The sequence below is a fragment of the Cohnella terricola genome (assembly GCF_007786475.1).
In the GTDB taxonomy this organism is placed as follows: Bacteria; Bacillota; Bacilli; order Paenibacillales; family Paenibacillaceae; genus Cohnella; species Cohnella terricola.
This window is the reverse complement of record NZ_VNJJ01000019.1, coordinates 1-24088: the sequence shown is the minus strand read 5'-3', so window position 1 is coordinate 24088 and position 24088 is coordinate 1. Positions and strand designations below refer to the sequence as shown.

Sequence of the window (24088 nt, the reverse complement as noted above, 5' to 3'; positions counted from 1 at the left end):
AGGTTGAGTGACAGATCATTTCAATTATAAGAGGGATGGATAACCTTGAAAAGAACTTTCGGGCTTGCGCGAACCTGGTTGATTGCCTTCTGTGCGATATCCGCGATCTCAGGATGCACACGACACGATAGTCCCGATTCAACGATCTCGCAGACCATAGAAAAACCGATCACCAAGATTTCGATGGCGGTTCAAGCATTCGCGGATACGAAAGAGATGGAACGTCAAATCGCCGACTTCAACGCTTCCCACCCGGATTGGCTCGTGGAATTGATCAAAATTCCGCACGATAACTACGACGTTACGTTGAATCGGTTGATGACATCGGGTAAAGGCCCGGACGTATTTCAATTAAATACTCTTTGGTTGAATTCGTATATCAGCAAGGAGTGGCTGGTCGATCTTTCAGACGAAAGCTTTGAAGGAATGCCGTATCCTACATGGGCAACGGAATACACGAAGCAAAAAAACGGACGCTATTACGCGATACCGACCGGTATGAACACTCTTCGGCTCATTTATAACAAAGAGCTGCTTGACGGAGCCGGCTGCGATTCCACTCGGCCACCCTCCACCTTATCTGAAATGAAAGATTGCGCAATCAAAATATCGACGGCAGGCACCGGATTCCGAAGATACGGCTTTGCTCTCCCGGGTGGAGACGACAAGGCAGGGTTTCGCCGTCCTTTGGAAATAGCGGGTACCCTTAGCGGGGTTTATTATTATGATTTTCGCAAGGGAAAATTCGATTTTTCCGTATACGAACCGTGGTTCCAGACGATTCTCGAGATGAAAAGCAATGGCGGCTTGTTTCCCGGCGAGATTTCGCTAAAGAACGATACGGCTTTATCCCAGTTTGCCGAAGGTAATATCGGGATGATGTACGCTACGAACTCCGATATTGCTCAATTGTTCCGCATGAACCTAATGAATTTCTCCTGGGGAACCGCGATGCCGCCGCTATTGGATGCATCTAAAGCCGACAACGGCGCGCTAATGATCGACATCGAACCGCCGTTCGTCATCAATACGTTTACGGTACATAAACAAGAAGCTTTCGAACTGTTGCGGTTTCTTATCTCGCGAGAATTTCAAGGCGCATTGTACGAGCAGGGGGACGTGATCCCGACGCTTACTACGATTACGGGGAATCCACAATATCAAACTTTGTCACCCGATTTGGAAGCTTTTCTTCCTCGCTCGAACGAATCCCCTTACCCGAAAGAGCCTAAATTCGGATTGGCGGACTCGGGATCATCGATCGCTTCGTCGATCTGGGGAGATGAAGCGCGCATGAGGACCTACAGGGAAATCCTGCAAGGAGCAAAGCAACCCGAATCGGCGCTGAAAGAGATGACGCAACAATTTAACACCTCGTTGGATCTGGCGATATACAATCAACTCATCGGTGTGAATCAGTACGTTTTCCCGAATTTCGATCCGAAAAAACCGTTAAAATATGCGAATACGCCGGATGAAATCCGAACTGGTCCCGTTCTTATCCACTAAGCTCGGCACCGGGTAGGGGAGCAACCGCAAAGTCAAAAAACCAAGAGGTTAAGCGAGAACTAATCGCCTAGCCCCTTGGTTTTTCATGTGACTTAGCCCCCAACTATGTTGGGATTCTATGTCTATGAATTGGGTCCATACACTTCAAACTCATAGATTCTTGCTGCAGGGTCATCAGCTAGCGAAGACGGTGTCGTCACGTTCAACTTAATGTACCGAGCTGAAACATTTGAAATATTGTCAACCGTAACGCCGCTTGTATTATTGTTTACAGTGACCACTGTATTCCAGTTTGTACCATCGTTGCTGACCTGAATGTTGTAAGCCTTCGAATTCCAAGCTGCGGGCTCTCCACCTTCCGATGCATGCCTGATAACAAATTTGTTTACGACTTGAACGGAACCGAGATCGATTTGCAGCCAACGGTTGTTCGATCTGGAACACCATTTGCTGTCAAAGAATACGCTGCCGTCCACGGCTTTGTCTGCCGTTTGTGAGGCCGTACACGAACTATCGGCAGTAGCAGGTTTAGATAATGCCAAATTTGGCGGTCCGTATACTTCGAACTCATAAATTCTTGCCGCAGGGTCTGTGTTTTGCGTAGGCGTCGTAACGTTCAACTTGATATAGCGAGCCGATATTGCCGTAATATTGTCAGTCGTAACGCCACTCGTATTATTGCTTACATTAACCACTGTACTCCAGTTTGCACCATCGTTGCTGACCTGAATGTTATAAGATTTCGTGTTCCAGGTTGCGGACTCTCCTCCTGCCGACGCATGCTTGGTGACGAATTTGTTTATGACTTGAACGGAACCGAGATCGACTTGCAGCCAGCGGTTGTTTGATTTGGAGCACCATTTGCTGTTATTAATTACACTGCCGTCCACGGCTTTGGCTGCTGATTCTGAGGGATCGCACACACTGTCAGCCGTGGCAGTTTTATTTAATGCCAAATTCGAATTATTTCCACTTCTTCCTTCGGAATACTTGAAGAATTTCAACGTATGTTCATCTTTAATTAAATAGAAGTAAAACTCTCCATTCTGGGATATAAAGGGTACTGCACCCGTGTTATAAATATGTTCCGTGCCATTACGTGCAACCAAGAGGTTTTTATCGCTCCATGGCCCCTCTGGATGATTGGCCACCCTGAAATAGGAGTTCCCGTCCACGCCCTCCATATAAACAAGCACGTATTTGCCATCCAACTGGCCACCCTGTGCTTTAAACAAAGATGGATCATTGCCGACAGGTCCGATTTCGTTACCGGATACGTCTTTTAAGGTAGCAGCAGTCTCATATAGAGATGTCCAACCCGTACCATTCCAATATTCTCTTGCATTAAAATCTTCAAAACTGTTTCTGGGGACTCTAGAGAGAACTAATTTGGAATACTCGTTCCAAGCTCCGTAGGTAAACGTTTCATCATTACCGAGCATATAAATATATCCATCGTCGTCGTCCCAAAAGCTTAAGTTTTCAAAAAATTTAATGTGATAGGTATTGCCGATTTTTGCATCGCCTGAATTAGGAGAAAATCCGCTCGGAATGTCCGGATAATAGAGATAAGGTAACGCATCAATTGCCTTAAGCGAGCTAAAATCAATTTGCCCGTTCGTTACTGTATATCTCAACAGCTGTGCCGCATTTGCTGCATATGGAGTACAGCAACCAGCTGTACCATGAACGACAAAATACACATAATTACCTAATGAAAAAGCGGCCGAATTCCAACTCTGGTTATTCGGGTATAAATTTCTGATTGACGTTGAACCCGCCTTGGCCGATAAAACCAGCTTATTGCCCGAGGTATCATAAATTCGGACTGCGCTAAGGCCATACATGTCAGAACTTCCCCAGTTACCGTCATTGGAAACAGGATTAAATGTAATTTTCACATATCTGGCTGATGTTGAGTTCAAATCAATCATTTTGTTGTAGGCAGTGGGGGCCGTACCGCTTGCTTGCGGAATCTGATACGGATAACCGCTTCCTGTGAATTCCGTATAGTTAACACCATCTGTAGATGTGAATACTTTGATGTTTTTTAATCCTTTATTTGTATTTGACGGCTCATTATAGTTCCAAATATACAACTTACCCAGATTTCTCGTCGCATAAGAGTCAAAAATAATGTTGCTATTATTGACTGACGGATTATGGTCTGACAGCCACATTCTCAGATTATTCGTATCATGCGTGTCCGTTGTATTTCTAATTCCGCTCATTCCATAACCGCTGACAAGGTTCCAGGCAACCGTTCCCGAGTAGCCGCTTTCCGCCTTTTCAATTCCCCACATAGGAGAAAAATTTTGCTTTTGACCGTTTGTTCCCCAATACCAGTTGATTAAAGAAGCGTTCGCGGCAATACCCGTGAATTGTCCCAGCGAGCTTCCGTAAATAAAATTACCGTTAATATAGGAGTCGGCAAAGAAGATCGCCGAATTAGTTGTCGCGGTTCCCTGACCTTGGCGGTTTTTAACTCCAAATGGAACCCATTGAAAACCGTCTCCCCCATGACCCGTATTATTGAATACATTTTCCCAGTCATAAGCCGGCGTCACCTGGTATGTGCCTTCATACGGACCTGCTGCGTGAACGCTCTGTCCGGGGGCTGGTGTAACCGCTCCCAAAACAAGAGTCACTACGGACATGAATACCACGGAAATCGATTTTCTCAACCGTGCATTTAACATAATTCTCCTCCTCAAAAGGAATTTTATAGGGTTAATGGGGTGCATATCGCTGGTATATGCATCCCCATCTGACCTACGTTTAAGAACTTGGTCCGTATACCTCAAACTCATAGATTCTAGCAGCAGGGTCTGTAGTTTGTGTAGGCGTCGTAACGTTCAACTTGATATATCTAGCCGATACTGCGGTTATATTGTCTACCGTAATACCGTTCGTATTGTTCGTTACGTTGACCACTGTATTCCAGTTCGTACCATCGTTGCTAATCTGGATATTGTAAGCCTTCGTGTTATAAGAAGCGGACTCCCCTCCTTCGGAAGAATGCTTGATGACAAATCGGTTCACTTGCTGCGCGGAGCCAAGATCGACTTGCAGCCAACGGTTATTAGATTTGGAGCACCATTTGCTGTTATTGATGACACTGCCGTCTACGGCTTTAGGTGCAGATTCTGAAGGATCACACGAGCTGTCAGCCGTTGCGGCCTTATTTAATGCCAAATTTCGAGGTCCGTATACTTCAAACTCATAGATCCTTGCAGCAGGATCTGTGGTCTGCGTAGGTGTTGTAACGTTCAACTTGATATAGCGAGCCGATGTTGACGTAATATTGTCTGTCGTAACGCCACCTGTATTATTGCTTACGTTGACCACTGTACTCCAGTTTGTACCATCGTTGCTGACCTGGATATTGTAAGCTTTCGTGTTCAACGAGCTGCTCTCTCCGCCTTCCGATGCATGCTTGATAACAAACTGGTTTACTTGCTGCACGGAACCGAGATCGATTTGCAGCCAACGATTGTTAGATTTGGAGCACCATTTGCTGTTATTGATTATGCTGCCGTCCACGGCTTTGGCCGCCGATTCTGAGGGATCGCACACACTGTCAGCCGTAGCAGCTTTATTTAATGCCAAATTCGTACCTTTTCCACTTTGCCCTTCTGAATACTTGAAGAATTTCATCGTATGTTCATCTTTAATTAAATAAAAGTAAAACTCTCCATTTTGAGATATAAAGGGTACAGCGCCTGTGTTGTAAATGTGTTCATTGCCATTTCGCGCGTACAAAAGGTTTTTATCGCTCCACGGTCCCGAAGGCCGATCGGCTACCCTGAAGAAGGAACTTCCATCCACGCCTTCCATATAAACCAGAACAAATTTGCCATCCAACTGGCCACCCTGAGCTTTGAAGAAACCAGGATTATTGCCGACAGGCCCCACATCGTTACCGAATACATCCTTTAAGTTGGCAGCGGTTTCATATAACGACGTCCAAGCTGTGCCATTCCAATATTCTCTTGCATTAAAATCTTCAAAACTATTTTTAGGAACTCTTGAGAGAAGTAATTTGGAATACTCGTTCCAAGCTCCATAGGTAAACGTTTCATCGGCGCCAAGGGCATAAATATAACCATCGTCATCTTCCCAGTAGCTTAAATTTTCAAATTGTTTAACCCGATAAGTATTGCCGACCCTTGCGTCATGTGCATTAGGCGAGAAGCCGCTTGGAATGTCCGGATAATAGGCTAAAGGCAATCCGTCAATTGCGATGAGTGAGTTAAAATCTATTGCGCCATTATTTATGGTATATCTCATGAGCTGAGTGGCATTGGCTTCATACGGAGTACAACAACCTGCTGCGCCATGAAGGACAAAATACACATAATTACCTAATGAAATCGCCGACTCATTCCAACTTTGATTATTCGGATATAAATTTCTGGTAACCGTTGAACCGGCCTTGGCGGATAAAACCAGCTTTTTGCCTGAGTTGTCATAGATTCGGACAGCACTGAGGCCATACATATCAGGAAATCCCCAGTTACCGTCGTTGGAAACAGGATTAAATGTAATTTTCACATATCTGGCTGAAGTTGAGTTCAAATCAATCATTTTGTTGTAGGCATTGGGGGCCGTGCCACTTGCTTGCGGAATCTGGAACGGATATCCGCTTCCAGTGAATTCCGTATAGTTGACTCCATCTGTGGACGTGAATACTTTGATATTCTTTAAGCCTTTACTTGTATTTCCTTGCTCATTAAAATTCCAAATATACATCTTGCCCAGGTTTCTAGTCGCATAAGCGTCAATAATAATGTAGCTGTTAGCGGCTGACGGAGAACGGTCTGAAAGCCACATTTTACGATAGTCCGTATCATGAGTGTCCGAAGTGTTTCTAATCCCGCTCATTCCATAGCCGCTGACAAGGTTCCAGGCAACCGTTCCTGAGTAGCCGCTTTCCGCCTTTTCAATCCCCCACATGGGGTTATAGCTTTGCTTTTGACCGTTTGGCCCCCAAAACCAGTTGATTAAAGATTTATTGGCGGTAATACCCGTGTATTGTCCCATCGAGCTTCCATAGATGAAATTACCGTTAATATAGGAATCGGCAAATAAAATCGCTGATTTTGTTGATGCTGTTCCCTGGCCTTGACGGTTTTTAATCCCAAAAGGAATCCATTGAAAATCGTCTCCCCCATGGTTCGTATTATTGAATACATCATCCCATTCAGGAGCTGGAGTCACCTGATACGTGCCTTCATACGGGCCTGCGGCGTGAACACTCTGCCCGGGAACTGGTGCAATGACTCCCAAAACGAGAGTCATTGCGGATAGCAACACCATGGAGATAGATTGTCTCAAACCTTTCTTTAACATAACAATCCTCCTTAAATAAATATCAACATTTGGCTAGCAAACTTCCATATGGATTAAGAAAGTTTTGATTTCATATGGTGAACAGTCGAACACAATCGTTCCGTCCGATCTCACTTCGCCAAGCGGACGCTCCATCAGGTCGGTTTCCTGCCAGGACAGGATCCGATAGTCGCTCGATAGGTTCACAGTCACGCGGGCTCCCGTAAACTCATGCAAGCGCACGATCACGGCGTTCGCGTCTTCCGCCTTTTTCACCGCATCGATCGCCACATTGTCACGGTCGAGCCGCAATAGCGATTTCGAATACAGCATCGCTTGACCGGCCGCGACGGTTAGCGGTTGATTCAATGCCCAAGCTTCTTGCACCGTCCGCCCGGCGACCCAATCTCCTTCGTGCGGCAACAGCGAGTACGTGAACGCATGGCGGCCTTGGTCCGCGTTCGGATCCGGGAACGTCGCCGACTTAATCAAGGACAAGCGGATGACGTTGTCTTTGATGTCGTGTCCATATTTGCAATCATTGAGCAAGCTGACGCCATAGCCGCGTTCGGATAAGTCCGCCCATTGATGACCGACCGTTTCGAATCGCGCGTAATCCCAGCTCGTGTTCCAGTGCGTCGGGCGCTTCACGTTGCCGAACTGGATGTCGTACGTCGCTTCCGTCGCCCGAATATTCACCGGGAACGCAACTTTCAACAATTGCTGCTTCTCGTGCCAGTCGACTTCCGTTTCAAAATCGATGCGCCGGCTGTCCGCGTAGACCTTCATCCGCTGAATGACGGTCGAACTCATGTAACGCCATTCGAACTGGACGGTCGCGGATAGCGCATCGCAAGTGAGCAACTCGACGGACCGCAAATCCCGTACTTCGCGCTGCTTTTCTTGATAGAACAAGTCGATGTCCCAAGCCTCGAACATTTTCGGTTTATCTTCGAACACTTGCAATACGTTGCCGCGTTCGCCCTTCGCGAGCACTTCGCGGCACGCAGCCTTGTCGTAGACGCGCGTCAGTTGCCCCGCTTCGTTCCATGCGATCTCGTAGTGCGGCGTCGCTAAGCTCGCGCCGTCGAACGCGAAAACAGCTTCCCCTGCGACAGCACCCATCCCCCCCGCCTCGAAGCGGACCGTCGTCGCGCTGTACGGCTTCGCGTTTTCCAGCAACACGGTCCAGCCTGCCTCATCTCGTACGGCGCGCAGCTCGGCGCCGTCGGTCGTTACCCATCGGCCTGTATCCGCAGTTGGACCGTTAGGGATGACCACCGGCTCCGATCGCACAAAGAATGAGCCGTTAATCACTGTCCACGTATTGGCGTCGGCCGAGACGACGGTATGCACGCCGTCGTGCCAAACGTCCTGCCCGATCTGCTCCGCTTCCGCGTACTCGAGACGAGCGTCCGCATACACTTCCGGAATCGAGGAGCCTGGGATAATATCGTGGAACTGGTTGCGCAGCACTGTTTTCCACCCCTCGTACAGGCTTTGCTGACGGTAACCGGACCAGTCGCCCGCCACCAGCGCGGCGAACGTCTGCATCCATTCTGCTTCGCGGTATAGCAGCTCAAGCTTACGGTTCGCCCGTTTGACGAATGCTTGGCTCGTGTAGGTTCCTCTGTGGTATTCGAGATACAGCTCGCCGTCCCACACGTGGACGTATTGGTCCGTGGACGCGACCGTCTCGCGAAGCTTCGCGAAGTATTCGTCGGCGCGCCCGGTCGTTACTTTCGGCAGCCCCGGTATCCGGTCCAGCCGACGGCGCGTTTCCAGCATGTCACGGTTCACGCCGCCCCCGCCGTCGCCATAGCCGTAGGAGAGCAGCAGTTCTTGGTTCACGTTTTTGTCGCGGTAGCCGTCCCAAATACCTTTGACCGAATAGGGCTCGATTTGGCCGTTATACGTGTACCACCAATAAGCGGCTTCCGGCATTTCAGGCGTTGTCACGAAGTGCGTCAGCACCTCGGTGCCGTCGATTCCGCGCCAGCGGAACGTATCGTGCGGCATCCGATTGTACTGGTTCCAGCTGATCTTGGTCGTCATGAACGTGTCGATGCCGGACTTTTTCAAAATTTGCGGCAACGCCCAGCTATACCCGAACACGTCAGGCAACCACAAATACGTGCAGTCCGCGTCAAACTCCCGTTTGAAAAACCGCGTGCCGTACAAAATCTGGCGCACGATCGATTCTCCGCTCGTCAAGTTGCAGTCTGCCTCCAGCCACATCGCGCCGCCAGCTTCCCACCTCCCTTCACGAACGCGTTCGCGAATTTGTGTGTAAATCTCCGGGTAATCTTGCTTGATATATTCATATAATTGCGGCTGGGCTTGGAGGAAGACGTATTCCGGATATTTCTCCATCAAGCGCAGCACGGTGGAAAAGGAACGCGCCGCCTTTTCACGGGTATGGGTGAGGCGCCACAGCCATGCGACGTCGATATGCGTATGTCCGATGCAGCGAACGGTCACTTCATCCGATTTATCCCACGTTGCCGCCTCTTGCTCCAAGCACGCCTCGGCCGCTTCGACGGAAGCGTAGAACGTTTCGGAGCCGGGCCGCGACCAATCGAGCAGCTTAAACGCGCGGTCGACGGCCTTTAGCAGCTTCTGTCGCTCCGGCTGGACGTCCGACAGCTGCTTCACCGTTTCGAGTACCGCTCGACCTAAGTAATAAAGGCGATCCGCTGCCTCATGCAGCAAGGCGAGGTCCATCCTGCGGATCCGGTGCTCCTGGATTTGCGGCTCGCCGCCGCCTTCCAAACCGGACCACAACCGGAAACAGATGTCGATTTCCTGCCCCGCCCAAGCGTCCGGCAGGAATACTTCCCGGTGATTCGAATCGACGCCTTGGAACGGCACTCCGTTCACATACATCAGCGACTCGAAACCCGAGTTATGGGCAGAACCGGTCGTGCCCAAGTCGAAAAGCCCCAATGCGACGCGGCCCGCCCATTCGGCCGGCACGCGCACTTTTTTACGCAGCCATGCGTAGAGATCGCGCCCTTCCCAGCGATAGCCGTTGCCGACCGTTTGCCACTCGCCTTGCTCTGGCGGGTGCGCGCCATTCCGTTTTTCCTCATCGACGAGGAACGACCATTCCTCTAGCTTTACAAGGTCTTGACAGCGATATTTCTCCAATTCGATCAATCTCTGCGTTAGTTTTTCTTCCGTCCAAAACATGGTGTGTTCTCCTCCTGTATAGTAAACGGGGATGCATTTTGCATCCCCGTCTGAGCTGCGATTACTTTGATGCTAGGAACGCATCGATTTGTTTTTGAAGCTCTGTTTGAATTTTCTTCAGAGGCGCCGATCCTTCTTTTTTGTATTTATCCCAGTATTTATCCGGATCGAGCACACCGTTGAAAATACCCATGTAATATTTGGCCTGAACCGTGCCGTATTGAGCGATTTCATTTTTTACCGGTGCCGAATCGAATGTGAAGCCTGTCAAAATATCCTTCGTAAAGTTGTCGGCAACTTTGATAAAGTCGTTCGCTTTCATCGTCTCGTCGTCATCCGTATCGATCGTTTTTTCCAAGACCGGGTTCCACACCAAGCTAAATGAAGCAAGACCGCCGCCGTTCACATCTTTTCCGGGTACGAGCTGTTTGAATTTCTTGTCGCCGACTTTTTCCCAGTCTGTCCCTTCGATGCCATGCTCGACCAGCATGTAGTTTTCCTCATTGGCGTTGGCCCAATCAAGGAACATCATGGCGCGTTCTTTATTTTTGCTTGCTTTCGGAATGGCAACGAAATTGTCCTGGGCAAAGTTGGAGATGTTTTTGCCTGGCGTAAAGTCAAATAAGCGGACGGACTCAACCTCTGCGTTTTCTCCTGCCTGCGACATTTGATCCTTCGTATGAGTCAGTCCGAAGAGCATGATAGGGGCTGCCGCCGCCTTGCCTTGCTGCAGGGCATCTCCGGTCGCGAGTTTGGTTGTCAACGTATCTTGATTAATGATTTTATCCGTATACATCTTACGAGCCTGTATGATCATATCCCATACTTTCGGTTCCATCTCATCAAACAAATTGAAAACTTTTCCGTCGTTCCCTTTGTAATTGAGAACCAGGTCGGCGCCGATCACGCCGGTCGGGCGCATTTGAAGCTCTGAATCGTCCCGGACTTGCCAGTTCACCACTGAATAAGTAATATCGCTAGGGTGCGGCCAATAAGGCGTGATCTTCGGATACTTTTCTTTCACCGCGTACGCGAACTTTACCACATCGTCCCATGTTTTGACCGGGGGCAATCCGAGCTCTTCGCGCAGATCCTTGCGGATGTTGATGGAATGGCCTTGCGTGAGGTAAATCCCCAATGGGATTCCCATGGTTTTTCCGTTAAAGGTGTTTGCATCCCACATTTGCTGGGACCGATTCTTCAATACGTTAGATCCAAATTTGTTCAGCAAATCGCTGAGATCTTCATAATACCCTGCAGCAATCATTTGGTTCATATGCAGCCAAGGCGCATCGAAGATCAAATCGATATTTTCGCCGGAAGCTAGCATGACTTTCGTTTTCTGTTCCAAATCAGACCAGTCAACGTAAATAAAATCGATTTTCGTGTTTTGGCCATCTGCTGCAAGTTTTTTCTCAACAGCTTGTTTAATAGGTTCGTAGTTCGCTTCCTTGGTTCCGGGAACGACAATTTTTAATGTGACTGGATCGCTGCCGACATTGTTCGAAGCCGTATCTTCCGCATCGTTCGACGCAGACGGTGTATCTGACGCAGTCGGTGTATTCGCCTCTGCCGGTGCTTTCGTGCCGTTTGCGGAATTCGATTTACTGCATCCGCTAAGCGCGACTGTAAGACAGAGTACGGCGGCAAACATGAGATAAGCTAATCTCTTTTGTTTCATTCGGATAATGCCCTCCCCAAAAATGTTTGTTTTATTATTTTCATCGGCGATTGCCGATAAAAACCATCGTCAGCCTTTTACGGCGCCTATCGTCAAACCTTTTACAAAATACTTCTGGATAAACGGATAAGCGAAAATGATCGGTCCGATTGTAATGATAACCATGGCGAGTTTAATTCCTGTCGATGGCGGTGAAATCCCGTAAGTAGCCGAAAGTTTCAGCGCATCTGCCGAGCCGAGAAGCTGCCTGAGCAATATTTGCAGCGGATACATTTCTGATTTGTCTATGAACAACAGCCCAAGCCACCAGTCATTCCAATATTGCAAAGCGTAGAACAAGCCGACGGTAACCATGACCGGCGTAACGATCGGCCTGACGATTTGGAAAAAAATGCGCCACTCGTTCGCGCCGTCTACTGTCGCCGACTCATTAATCTCATAAGGAAGCGTTCGATAAAAAGCGACGAAAATGAAAGCCAGAAACGGGTTGACGAGATAAGGCAAAATAAGCGCCCAAACCGTGTCTTTCAGATTAAGCCAATTGACAATCAGCAAATAAAACCCGACCAATCCGGTGCCGAAAACCATAGGAATATAGGTCATCATAGACAGCAAATTGTTATATTTGATCTTGGGATGGGCAAGCACGTAGGCGAACGCTGCCGTTACCCACAGCGCGACAGCCGTTCCGGCAATCGTTACAATCAGTGTAATTCCATAGCTGTTTAACACCTGATGACCTTTTAATAAAAACCGGTAGGCTCCCAGTCCAAATTCGCTTGGCCATAACTGAAAACCGTCCTGAATGAGGGAGCTTTCTGTGGCAAAAGAATTGATGAGGACCATCCAAAACGGCAACAAACTTCCGATCGCGAACAAACCTAGAAACGAGTAAATGATAAAATTCAAGATCTTCTCCATGTTCTCTCCCTATGGTTATAAATTCGATTCAGAACAATCTTGAATCATTGTCGATTTTCCGTACGACCGTATTGAATATTAATATGGTTACTAGGCCCATTATGGATTGATAGAGTACAATCGCCGATGACATGCTGAAATCTCCCAATTGCCGCAAAGCGCGATACGAGTAAGTATCGATAACGTCCGTAGTGGAGAACAACACACCGTTGTCTTGAATAATGGCGTAGATCATACCGAAGTCTCCGTAAAAGATTCGCCCGATTCCAAGCAGCGTCAGCACGATAATGGTCGGTCTCAATAATGGCAGGGTGATTTTCGTCATTTGCTGCAACCGCGTTGCCCCGTCGATTTTCGCGCTTTCATAATATTCGCCGGAAATTCCAGTGATGGCGGCAAGCAGAATAATCGATAAATAGCCAGCACTTTTCCAAGCCCTAGTAACGGTGAGGATAATCGGCCAAATCCAAGGCGTTTGGTACCAATCCATCTGTTCTATCCCGCTCTTGGCCAAAAAGTGGTTGACCATACCGTCCGAATTGCTTAACAACCCGAATACCATTAACGAGACGACAAGCCAGGAAATGAAATAGGGTAAAAAAACAACGGATTGCAGAAAACGTTTAAACAGCACATGGCGTACTTCGTTTAGAAATAGTGCCATCAAAGTCGCGATACCAATTTCGGCTATCAGAAATAAGGAGTTCAAATACACCGTGTTCCATGTGATATGAATCCAATCCGGATTTCCGAAAAAGAAACGGAAGTTGTCGAAGCCTACCCATGGGCTGCCCCAAATCCCTTTGTCATGCTCGAAACTTTTGAATGCAAGTAAATGGCCTGCGAGAGGCAAATAGGAAAAAACGAATAAAATAAGTAGTCCAGGTATCGCTAACGAGTAAATGTAGCGATGCTTATAGATTTCTCTAATCAGGCTCAATCAGGCCCCTCCTTTTCATGTTGGTTGCACCGAGAATAGCATTCGCGGCGCAACGCTTGGAAGTCCTGATAACGGTGCAAGAGTCGTCAAATCGGCATCGAACCTTCGTTTTCACACAGGAATATCGGAATGAACACTCGAGTATCAGAATGAGGACCGATAAGATCTTGAGGGTTTGATATAATAAGAGTAACTATGTATCCTCAGGGGGACACGTATGCAACTTGTCGCTTTCCAGCGCATTTATTTCCGCAACTTCATACTGTTCATGGCAGTGTTCATCATCGTATTCCTGCCGTTTATTTTTTTGATTACGACCCAATTTTCGCGTTACGCCATCGAAGAGGTTGACCGCACCGCGCATACCAAAGTAAATGAAATACGGGATAATACCGAGTATGTACTGGAAAAGTTAAAGGGCTATGCCTTAAGCATGTACGAAGATCAAAATATTCAGTACTGGCTATTAGGAGATCAGAGCGACCAGCTTTTGGCGGTGGCCGCCATGAAATCACAAAACAACTTTATGTATAATGAACCTTTCATCTCCAGAACCTACATTATTAATTCGCTTTCACAATCCGTGATTGACTCCAAATTGGGTAAAAGCGCTTTCAAAGATTTTGAGGATCATACGATACTAGAGAAAGTTGCCTTTAATAATGACATGTACTTGTCGTTTTTTAACCACATCGTGAACGATACGGAATATTTGGCGATGATTGTACCTACATCCCCTAATAAACAGGAATACGGATATCTGGTGCTGCTGATCGACAAAACAAAGCTCATGAATTACTTGTTCGGTCCCAACCTCGAAGAGACGAATGATGTTAGTATTTTCACCGTCGACGGCCAAAGAATTATGGGCGGTGCATTCCTCGAGCTCGATCAAGCCATCGATCAGAGCTTCCGCTCTCATACGGAAAGCAATATCGATATTGAATTTCAAGGCGATCGATTTTATATCAATAAAGCTGTATCCGACATGTACGATTGGAATTTTTACTATGCAAATAATTACGGTAACATCACACAGCGAATCCAAGCTTTTAAAGAGAAACTCCTGACTTTTTCGTTCTTATCGCTTGGTCTTATTGCGATTCTGTTTTTTATCAGCTCTCGACGATCGTTAGGCTCCCTTTCGCAATTAGCCGAGAAAATCAAAGATAAATACGGGTCGGACTTGAATAACAAAAATAGGATTTCTTCTATACTTAGTAACAGCGAGATGAAACTCATCGACCGCGGACTTGAAGCGATATTAACGAATGTAGAGCAGTTAAACTCTTCCATTCGGGATCATCGGGATTTGATTCGTTCAGAGCACTTGAGCCAATGGATATTTCAAGGGAATCTCAATCAGAAGAGCCGTCACTTTTTTATGCAGGAAACGAAGCTGCTGCATACGAATTACCTTTATTTATCCGTTATTCGTATTGACTCTTATCTCGCTTTTTGCGAACAATACGACTTTAATTCTCGGAAGCTGCTGAAATACGCCATTCGAAACATTTCCGAAGAAATATTGCACAAACAAGGGATCGCTGCAGAAAGCCTGGATCTTGGCTCCGACCATCTTGTCCTATTGATCGGTTCCGAAGAACAAGAACCTGTAACTTTACTGCCACAGCTGAACGATATCCTGGAGCATATCTCTTCCATTACTAAAATTAGCGTTTCGCTTGCCATCAGTAACGCAACTTCTTCACAAGACGACTTGCGCATTCTATATCAACACATCTATGAATTGACGAACTTGAAATTCCTGAGCGGGGAAAATCATATTTTCATGGAAAACGAATATGAGGATTTCGTGCAGTCGCTCCCCGCTACCGAGATTTCACCGCATGAATTGATCCAATTTATTCAACAGGGTCAATTCGAGCAAGCGATCGACAAGCTCCGGCAGCAGATGAAAGTGTTCGCGGGCTGTTCCTATTCGGATTGCAAGCTTAACATCATTCATCTCGTCTATGAGTTGACGAAAGCTTTTAATAAGCTCAATGCGATTCAGCAATTCAAAGGGATACATCAAGTGCTCGACAGGTTCAGTACCCTGGCTCAGCTTCAATCATGGCTTGAAGACGTCATTCGTGAAATCATTTCGGAAATGACGATTCCCAAAGTTAAAACCCGGCAAGAAAAGATCGTTCATGAGATACACGAATATATCCGCACACATCTGCAGGACCCTCAATTAAGCGTGGAACGCATCGCCGAACATCTTTCCTTTTCGATCAGTTACTTGCGTCAAATGCACCGGGAAGTCACAGGTATGACCATGTCCGATTATATTTTGACCGAGAAAATTGCGCTCGCGAAAAAACTGCTTACGTCCACCGACTTGACCATGTACGAAATCATTGAGCGGTCGGGCTTTCTTACCAAAAGCCACTTTTTCGCCGCTTTTAAGAAACTTACAGGGTTAACTCCAAAGCAATATCGGGAAAGCCAACCGGATATCCCGTAGTCTGCAATAAATGGTTGCCTCATAGAAGAAAGCAGCCAGAATCGATTTCTGGCTGCCCTTTAATCCGTCAAGACCCCGTTAGGGGGCTTGGACTGTCTTCGTCTTTGTGTTATTCTGAGCTTGCTTTGGGTTCCAGGCACTCCTCCAAGGGTGACTGGCGGCGGGTATGCGTTGCAGCGCAGAACTCGCCTTTTTTGTTTTTGGTTCGGCTTTTCGCTGAGGTTTTTCCGTTTTCTTCAGCTTGAGCGCTTCGCCTTTGTGCCAGACTAAAACTTCACCTGACAGCGTTTCACGCACTTCAACGGTTTTTTTCGTATCAAATCGATAGGCAGGGGGCACTGCAAACGTATAGCTTGTGCCGTTGTAAGAGATTGTGTTTCCGGGTCCGAGTTGCCTCGGTTCCCGGATGGTGAAAATATGATTTAGATTGAGTTGCTTATCCAACTTCACATAGGCTGATTCTGCCGATTTAGGGGATACGGCAAACTGTTGATTATGCTTCTGGATCAACCACGGCAATACTTCGTTAGCGGCTTCCAGTGTCGTTATGCCAAGCAGCCGTAGTTCAACTACAAGGCGGTTCCGGAGCGACACCCAGAGGCGTTCTACACGTCCCTTGGCATGCGGGGTAACGGCTTTGATATGCTCGATATGCAGATCCGCCATCGCCTTGCCAAAGTGTGAGAGCGGCTTCGTCTCGCCTGCAAGTTCCTGCTCCAAAGTGAGTTTCTCATTTGGCGAACGAAAGATGGTATGTCGGTCACTATAAAGACCAAGCGGTATACCGTATTTCATGATCCCTTGCTGCATGACGACAGAGTAACCGTCACGACATTCTGCGGACCGGAACACAGCCCCTACGACTGTGCCTATAGCGTCGTCAATGGCGGCGTGTAAGACGAAAGCCGGTGCGCGGTCTTCCAACCACGCAAACGGTTTCGCGTCGATCTGCCACAACATGCCCGCTTGCGGCTTGCGTTCTCGGGGCTGGTGAGTCTTACTTCGCCGCCGCTGCTTGGTTTGATTAATGCCTTTAGCGAGTAGAATACGTCTAACACTGGAACTGCTCAATTGAAGCGATTCATGTTCCGCTAGCAGCTCGGCAAAGTGACAGTTGTTGCTGCCGCGGTACTTGGCTAGGTATAATTCCACTGCCCGTTCTTTCACCGCATCCTCCAAGGCATGCGCCGGTTTTCTACCCCGGTTCTTGTGTGTCAGCCCTTGAGCTCCTTCTGCTTCGTATCGTTGCTTTAGTCGAATCACCTGTCGTTTCGTTACCCCTAGAACTGCCGCACCTTCGCAGTTTGTCATCTGTCCGCCAAGGATCTTCTCCACGACAAGTACCTTCTTTAGCTCTGCTCCGGTCAATGTCACTGTCTCCCGTCCCATCTCAGAACAGTTACAGGGTGACATTATCACGCCACGACGACGTACACATGCGCCAATTGCTTCGGTCCGAGATTAACCGTTACGCTACGCTCATCGACCTCGTCGATTCCGGAGCGGAATTGCTCCAGCGCGTCCGTCAGGCAAGCGGCTTCGATCGTTCTGTCCGGGAATCCGATCCGCGTCTGCGTTGCTTCGTCCTTGCAATTCAAGAGCCGAACTACGATGCCCAACCCGTTCTCGGAGCGTTTGACGTCGAACAATTGAACGCCATCGTCTCCGCTCAGTTGGATGAAAGCTCCTTCTTCCTCTTTCGGACATACGACCGCGGGGACCGAAAGCACCGGCGTAACGGTCTGTAGAGCTTTTGTCATCGTTGCCGCCGGATCGAATTCCTGGAACGTCGACAACACGTACGTAAACGAGTTGAAGCCCGGTTGGCGACCGCGGAAGTTCGTGTCCCAATAGTTGTTCATCGGCCATGCCAACAGCAGTGGACGGTCGCGGCGTTCCACCTGCTTCTGCTCTTTGCCGAAATGGAAGTCTCCGACTTGCACGAGCGGGGCGTCGACGCAGACAAGCGTGACTCCGTGCCGATCGTCGGCGACGGAGACGCTTTTGTCTACCGTCAAGTAATCCCTGCATACGCCGGGCAGCTGCCCGGCGTCCAATTCGGCGAATTGTCCCGCCGTATCATAGTGGCAGCGCCACTTTTTCAAGTTCAGCGGAAACGCGAAATACGTTCCTTCCGGAGTTGTAATATCCTGTTTGATAAAGCTGGCCTTCATTTCGATATCATCGCGGTATCCGAACAGCGTAATCCGTTGTTCAAGTTCCTCTACGCCCGGAGCATCCCATTTTAGAATCAACGAGGCGCAGTTCGCCCCTCGCTCGACCCGGCAAGAGATCAGGCGCGAATAGGTTTGTCTTCTCGCTTTCCACTCATGGTTCCATACGCTGATCCCTTCATTCCCTTTCGCCGTGTCCCGCGGGAAGATCGCGCTGCGGTTATTGGAGTGAAACATCGGATCGACGGTTTCCTGCACGTATTGGAACAGTGTCCACGTACTCTCGGTATCGAGCGCCTCCCAGCCGTTCCGCTTATCGAACAGACTCGTAATCCGCCCGGTCAATGGGTTAAACTGCAAACGGTGGAACGGCGTCTCGATTCGCCCCTCCTCGTCGACTTCTTCGCGTTCCCAAAGTCCTTCACCGTTGATTACGATCTTGCCCGGGAAAACTTCGACCGAAGCCGACGGATCTGCCGGGTTCAATTCGCTAAAAGGGATTTTGCGCCAACTAAACGGCGGAAGTTCGACGGTGCCGTAGCTCGTATTCAGCGGATAGCGTTCGTTGTTCATCAACACGTGCCTCATCCGGTCCGCAGCCAAGTGCCGTCCGGGGACCGTAAAGCTCGAAGGAATCTGTACGTCGTACGCGATCGGAACAGAAGAAGGATTAACGAGCAACAGTCCTTCGGGCTCTTCCGATTGCAGCGGGTTGCCTGCCAGACGTTCCAACTGATCGCCAAGCAGAAAGCCGGTCAAGCTGTTCGCCTGATAAGCGTAATGCGCTTTGTGCATCCATTGGATATCGGTATTCAGATGGTTCGGCTCGCTGACCGAATGGAAAACGCCCCAAGTATGCTCGTCGTATAGCATGATTTGTTCCCAAGCCTGCTTCTTGGCGCGATCGTACGAAGCATTATCCGTCTTCACGAATGCATCAAACAGGTCGACGGCTTTCATCCCTTGCTTCGTTCTGCGGTTCAGCTTCGTCTCTTTCGCGGAGCTTCCGGAGCCGAAATTCCAATAGTCCGTCCAATCCCCCGCATACTCCCGCAGTTGCTCCTTGTTCGCGTTCACCCGCTCCCGCAATTGCTCCGGCGTCACGAACGAGATCGCCGGTTCTCGGCCTTCCGCGTTCCACTTGCGAATCAGCTCCGCGAGTTCGCGGTCGGGCGGATTGTTGTCGTAGAGAGGCAGATTCGTCGCGGTCAAGTAGACGAAATCGAACGGATAGTCCGGGTTCGATTCGATGCCCGCTAAATATTTCGCAAGACCTTCCGCCATGATGCCCGTATCCTTCGCGTTGACGTTACACACTTGGCTGAAGAGGGAATAGTGTTCTCCGTTAAATGAGAGAAGCTTTCGCCCGTCCGGCGCCTGCCACTGGAAAGCGCTTGGCCGCGAGAGCGGAAATCCGCCGAAATGAATGTTAATTCCCATAATAAAGAAGTCGACTCCGGCGTCGAGAAGCAATTGGGCATAAGGCCATGGCTGACCGTTCACATCATGATGAATCGCCGTTTTCAGTTCGATTCCGAATTGGGTACGCAGGCGGGCGATCGGTTGCAGCATCCTTGTCATCTCTTCCGCAGTACACAACGGAGTCGCATGCAGGAAGGAAGCCGACAGGCTCATTTGTCCGTTGTGCAGAAACCGCTTCATGCGGTCGACTTCCTCCGGACGGGCCGTCTCCAGCCATAACAGCACCGGATAACTCGATTCACACGTCCAGCGGAAGCGGTCTCGCTCCTCCCAATGTTCAGTGAGCTCGCATAGCTGCAACGCTTCGTCAATATATCTTTTATGCATTTCCAACAAAATCGGCTGCGCGTGCGTATACCCGACGTCCAGATGGCTATGGTGCAGGACGAGTACTTCTTTGATTTTCGACATATTTTATACACCCCGTGTTGCGACAATAGCCGCCGACTCTCTCCTTGTCAGAAAGCCGGCGGCTATTGTGCTTCGTCTTGTTGTTTATTTGGTAGCTTTCCAAGCGTCGATCTGCGACTGCATCTCGGAGATGATTCTATCCAGGCCGGCTTTCTTCAGCTTGGCGTTCATCTTCGGCAGCGTCGTATCCGGATCGGCAATACCGGTAATGAGACCGGCATAGAATTCGTCTACGACGGAAGCCGTTTGCGCGAGTTCGCTCTTCACGTTGCTCGGATCGAACGAGAAGCCCAGCAGCTTGGACGGAATCGCCGCGGCGTTTTTGTCCGGGCCTGCCGGATACCATTTCGGCTGCGTCTCGCTCGTGCGGTAGGAGTTGAACATGTTGCCATATTCCCAACCGGAATCAACCCAATAACCCGCGTTGTCGGTCTTCTTGATCAAGTCGTCGCTGACTTTCGTGTAATGCGTGCCTTCGATCCCGTAGCTCATCAGGTTAAACAGTTCAGGATCGGAATACATCAGGTTATAGAACATCATCGCTCTGGCCGGATCTTTAGACGTGCGCGAGATCGCCGTCATCGTCGCGATAATGGAGCCCGTGCTCATATACGGCTCGGAAAATTCGACTGCGGCCACTTTCGTCGCGTCGCCTCCGCCAAATTTAGGAGCCTGGCTGGCGGCCGAATCCGGATTAATAACCGTGAACGTGGAAGAAATGTATTTGCCCGCGAGTTCGTCGGAGCTCACATCCTTCAGCGTTGCGGCGTCTTTGCGGATAATGCCCTTTTGGTACCATTCATGCATTTGCTTCAGAAGATCGGCGAATTCTTGCGTTTCGTACAGATTGACGACTTGGGTTGCGTCGTCGTCGATCCGAACGACGCCCGGGTTTTTGGACGAGAAAGATTCGAGACCCATCGCGGACCCATAGTTATTCATAATGTCTACGTCGCCTTTTAAGCTGAACGGATATTTGTCCGGGTCGCCTGCTTTGACTTTTTCCAGGAACGGAGTCAGATCGGCCAGCGACTTGAATTGGTCCGCAGTGTACCCGTATTTATCCATATAGTCCTTGTTGATCAGAACGCCAGGCGTTCTGGCCAACACTTGCGTATTGATGATCGCGTAGAGCTTACCTTGAACTTTCGCTGCATCCCAAGCGGCCGGAGGCACTTGCTTGAGGATGTCCTGACCATACTGCTGCAGGAGGTCCGTAACGTCGAGGAACGCGCCTTTGTTCACGTTCGTCAAGTAATCGTTCGTCCAGTTGGACGTGAAGATCAGGTCGGCTTTCTCGCCGGAAGCGGCAATCGCTTGCATCTTCTGATCGTAAGTACCCCAATCGACCAGCTTGATATCTAGCGTTGCATTAATTTTCTCTTTCGTAATTTTGCTCATCGCATCCTGAACAAGCTTCGCGTCCGGGAATACGTTTTGCGGCAAATACCATGTAATTTCGTAAGGCTTCAGATCCGAAGCAGCGCTTGATTCGTTACCGGCTGGCGTCTCCGTATTGGCGGCAGGACTGCTAGCCGAAGGCGACGATTCCGATTTCTTGTCGTTGCTGCAGGCGCCAAGCAGCGAACTGACGGACAACATGAGAGCCAGCGATACTGTGCCAAACTTTAACCCTTTTCTTTTCATGCAATAACCCTCCTATGTTCTATTTATTATCATCCGAAAGTGGACTGATAATCTAGTGGAATTTTGCTCCCGCTAACCTTTGATAGAACCGACGGTCAGCCCTTTGATCAAATATTTCTGGAAGAACGGGAAGGCGAACATCATCGGGCCTGCCGCCAGGATCGCGATCGCCATACGCGACGATTCGGCCGGGATCGCGCTCATATCAACATTGATGCCAGCCTGCATGTTTTTGGTCAGAAACTCGATATTCGTCATGATTCGCTGCAGGTAGTACTGCAGAGGAACAAGGTGTTCGCTCTGGATGTACAACATAGCCAGCCACCAGTCATTCCAATAGGCGAGGGCATAGAACAGGCCGATGGTCGCCAGCGCCGGTTTGGTCAGCGGCAGGACGATGCGGATAAATATCCCCCATTCCCCGGAGCCATCGATTTTCGCGGATTCGATGATCTCGAACGGCAATCCGTCCATGAACCCTTTCATCAGCATCGTGAACCATGCGCTGACGCCGTACGGTAGAATAAGCGCCCAAAGCGTATCCTGAATATGCAGAACGTTCGTCGCAACGATATAGGAAGGAACGAGGCCCGCATTGAACAATAAGGTAAAGAAGACGAAAAACGTCGTTAGTCGGCTGTAACGGTAATCCTTGCGGGTCATGACGTAAGCGATCGACGAAGTAAGCAATAGAGAGAGTGTCGTTCCCACAGTCGTCACGATAATCGTAATCAAATAAGATTGCAGGAGCCCCTTCGGGGTCCGGAAAATATATTCGTACGCCTGAAACGAAATGCTCTTCGGAATCAGCTTATACCCGTACCTCGCGATGTCCGCATCGCTGGACACCGATACCGCGATCACGTACAGAAGCGGAAACACGATCAAGAGCGACAAGACGATGAAAACGACGATAATCCATGGCTGGTTTCCGGTTTTTTCTATGTTTGATTTGCGCATCTTCACTCGCCTCCGTTAGAACAGCGCGTTCTCTTTGTTGAATTTGCGAACGATCAGATTCGTCGAGAAGACGAGCACCAAACCGACGATCGCCTGGTACAAGCTGGCGGCGGAAGCCATGCCGATGTCCCCGGTCACCCTGAGCGCGCGGAATACGTACGTATCCACGACGTCCGTCGTCGAATATAGCATCCCCGCATCCCGCGGAATGAAGTAGAATAACCCGAAATCCGAATAGAAAATCCGTCCGATATTTAAGATGACGAGCAGCGTAATCAACGGAACGATAAGCGGAATCGAGATTTTGCGAATTTGCTGGAACCGGGTAGCTCCGTCGATCGAAGCCGCCTCGTAATACGTCGTATCGATCGCGATCAAACCGGTGAAGAAGATGATCGCGGTGTAGCCGACGTTTTTCCATAAGTACGTAAGTGTTAGAATAACCGGCCAGTAGCCGGGTTTGCTATACCAGTCCACCGGAGTCAGATTCATCCACTCCAGCGCTTTGTCGATGACGCCGTAAGACGGATTCAGTAAAATGTAAGTGATGAAACCGACAACGACCCAGGATAGAAAATAAGGAAAAAACAGTATCGTCTGAAAGATTCTCACCCATCTTCTCCCCAGCTCTGCCATCATCAGACCGATGACGACCGCGAAGAAGATACCTACGGCGATGAACACTCCGTTTAGCAGAAGTGTGTTCCTCGTAATGCGCATCGCATCCTGGGATTGAAAGAAAAACTTGAAGTTGTCCAGACCGACCCAATCGCTTCCCCAAATGCCTTTGGCATAGTTAATGTCCTTAAAAGCGATTACAATGCCGTACATCGGTAAATAGTAAAACACGAATACGATGATCATGGCGGGCAGGCTGAGGAGGAATAAACTTTTGCCTCTCCAGAAGTGTCTGCCCTCGTTGCGCAGCGCCGTCCATATTCTCACCTTATGGTTTCCCCCTCTCGGCGATTTCGCGACCGCCGCTTTGTTTGTGCCTTGAGCATACGGGAATCGTCCGTCGCCTGGATACTGCTCATTTTCGCGGCATCAAAAAAGTACTGTACGAAACGCAAAAAACGCATAAAATCGACTGTACTTTATCTAAAATAACCCCGCAAAGTGGGGTCGGGCGGCTATCGCTTGCCCATAATCTGCTAAAGAAAGCTGCCATAAACCAAAAAAAGGCGGTACAGGAATGAACTGAACTGCACCCCGTCAAGTAGACAGTCTAATAAACAAAAGCAATTAAGCGGCCTTGGTCCTGAACTGTATGGGACTGAGGCCGTTTAGTTTTTGCTGCAATCGTTCGTTATTGTAAAAGTGCATGTAGTCATCAATATCGTTCTTCAACTGCTCAAAAGTCTGGT

At 48.9% G+C, this 24088-nt stretch carries 14 protein-coding genes; 2 read left to right on the top strand and 12 right to left on the bottom strand.

What is annotated here, in order from left to right:
* The first annotated feature begins 45 nt into the window (after positions 1–45).
* On the top strand, positions 46–1509 hold the full coding sequence (locus FPZ45_RS22180; RefSeq protein ID WP_144706638.1) for an ABC transporter substrate-binding protein: 1464 nt from the start codon (positions 46–48) through the stop codon (positions 1507–1509).
* 122 nt (positions 1510–1631) lie between these two features.
* Here the strand turns inward: FPZ45_RS22180 and FPZ45_RS22175 are convergent, their stop codons facing one another.
* The 6 genes from FPZ45_RS22175 to FPZ45_RS22150 form a co-directional block, all read right to left on the bottom strand.
* Positions 1632–4208 (bottom strand): discoidin domain-containing protein, encoded by a 2577-nt coding sequence (locus tag FPZ45_RS22175; RefSeq protein WP_186438516.1) that lies wholly within the window; start codon positions 4206–4208, stop codon positions 1632–1634.
* 79 nt (positions 4209–4287) lie between these two features.
* The gene (locus tag FPZ45_RS22170) at positions 4288–6861 is read right to left on the bottom strand and encodes a discoidin domain-containing protein (protein ID WP_144706635.1); all 2574 of its coding nucleotides are present in this window, start codon (positions 6859–6861) and stop codon (positions 4288–4290) included.
* 33 nt (positions 6862–6894) lie between these two features.
* Complete coding sequence (locus FPZ45_RS22165; RefSeq protein WP_144706633.1) at positions 6895–10032, bottom strand: alpha-mannosidase; 3138 nt, start codon at positions 10030–10032, stop codon at positions 6895–6897.
* Between the two features lie 61 nt (positions 10033–10093).
* Positions 10094–11713, bottom strand: a complete 1620-nt coding sequence (locus tag FPZ45_RS22160) for an extracellular solute-binding protein (protein WP_144706631.1) — start codon at positions 11711–11713, stop codon at positions 10094–10096.
* Positions 11714–11782: 69 nt separating this feature from the next.
* Entirely contained in the window at positions 11783–12634 is an 852-nt protein-coding gene (locus FPZ45_RS22155) for a carbohydrate ABC transporter permease (RefSeq protein WP_144706629.1), read from the bottom strand.
* A gap of 28 nt (positions 12635–12662) precedes the next feature.
* Positions 12663–13574: an ABC transporter permease gene (locus tag FPZ45_RS22150; RefSeq protein WP_144706627.1), complete on the bottom strand. Its 912-nt coding sequence runs from the start codon at positions 13572–13574 to the stop codon at positions 12663–12665.
* Between the two features lie 217 nt (positions 13575–13791).
* Here FPZ45_RS22150 and FPZ45_RS22145 point away from each other — a divergent pair, with 217 nt between their 5' ends.
* Positions 13792–16047: an AraC family transcriptional regulator gene (locus FPZ45_RS22145; RefSeq protein WP_144706625.1), complete on the top strand. Its 2256-nt coding sequence runs from the start codon at positions 13792–13794 to the stop codon at positions 16045–16047.
* A 78-nt stretch (positions 16048–16125) separates the two neighbouring features.
* On the opposite strand, the gene FPZ45_RS22140 is transcribed toward FPZ45_RS22145, so the two are convergent.
* The 6 genes from FPZ45_RS22140 to FPZ45_RS22115 form a co-directional block, all read right to left on the bottom strand.
* A complete protein-coding gene (locus FPZ45_RS22140) occupies positions 16126–17415 on the bottom strand; it encodes an ISNCY family transposase (protein WP_144706623.1) in 1290 nt (429 codons plus the stop codon).
* Between the two features lie 47 nt (positions 17416–17462).
* Positions 17463–20114 (bottom strand): glycoside hydrolase family 38 N-terminal domain-containing protein, encoded by a 2652-nt coding sequence (locus tag FPZ45_RS22135; protein WP_144706621.1) that lies wholly within the window; start codon positions 20112–20114, stop codon positions 17463–17465.
* 84 nt (positions 20115–20198) lie between these two features.
* Positions 20199–21761, bottom strand: a complete 1563-nt coding sequence (locus tag FPZ45_RS22130) for a DUF3502 domain-containing protein (protein ID WP_144706619.1) — start codon at positions 21759–21761, stop codon at positions 20199–20201.
* Between the two features lie 72 nt (positions 21762–21833).
* Positions 21834–22721, bottom strand: coding sequence for a carbohydrate ABC transporter permease (locus tag FPZ45_RS22125; protein ID WP_144706617.1), 888 nt, complete (start codon positions 22719–22721; stop codon positions 21834–21836).
* Positions 22722–22736: 15 nt separating this feature from the next.
* The gene (locus FPZ45_RS22120; RefSeq protein WP_246120544.1) at positions 22737–23666 is read right to left on the bottom strand and encodes an ABC transporter permease; all 930 of its coding nucleotides are present in this window, start codon (positions 23664–23666) and stop codon (positions 22737–22739) included.
* Positions 23667–23966: 300 nt separating this feature from the next.
* Positions 23967–24088, bottom strand: a 122-nt coding sequence (locus tag FPZ45_RS22115) for an IS3 family transposase (RefSeq protein ID WP_144703829.1), incomplete at its 5' end; no start/stop codon positions are given.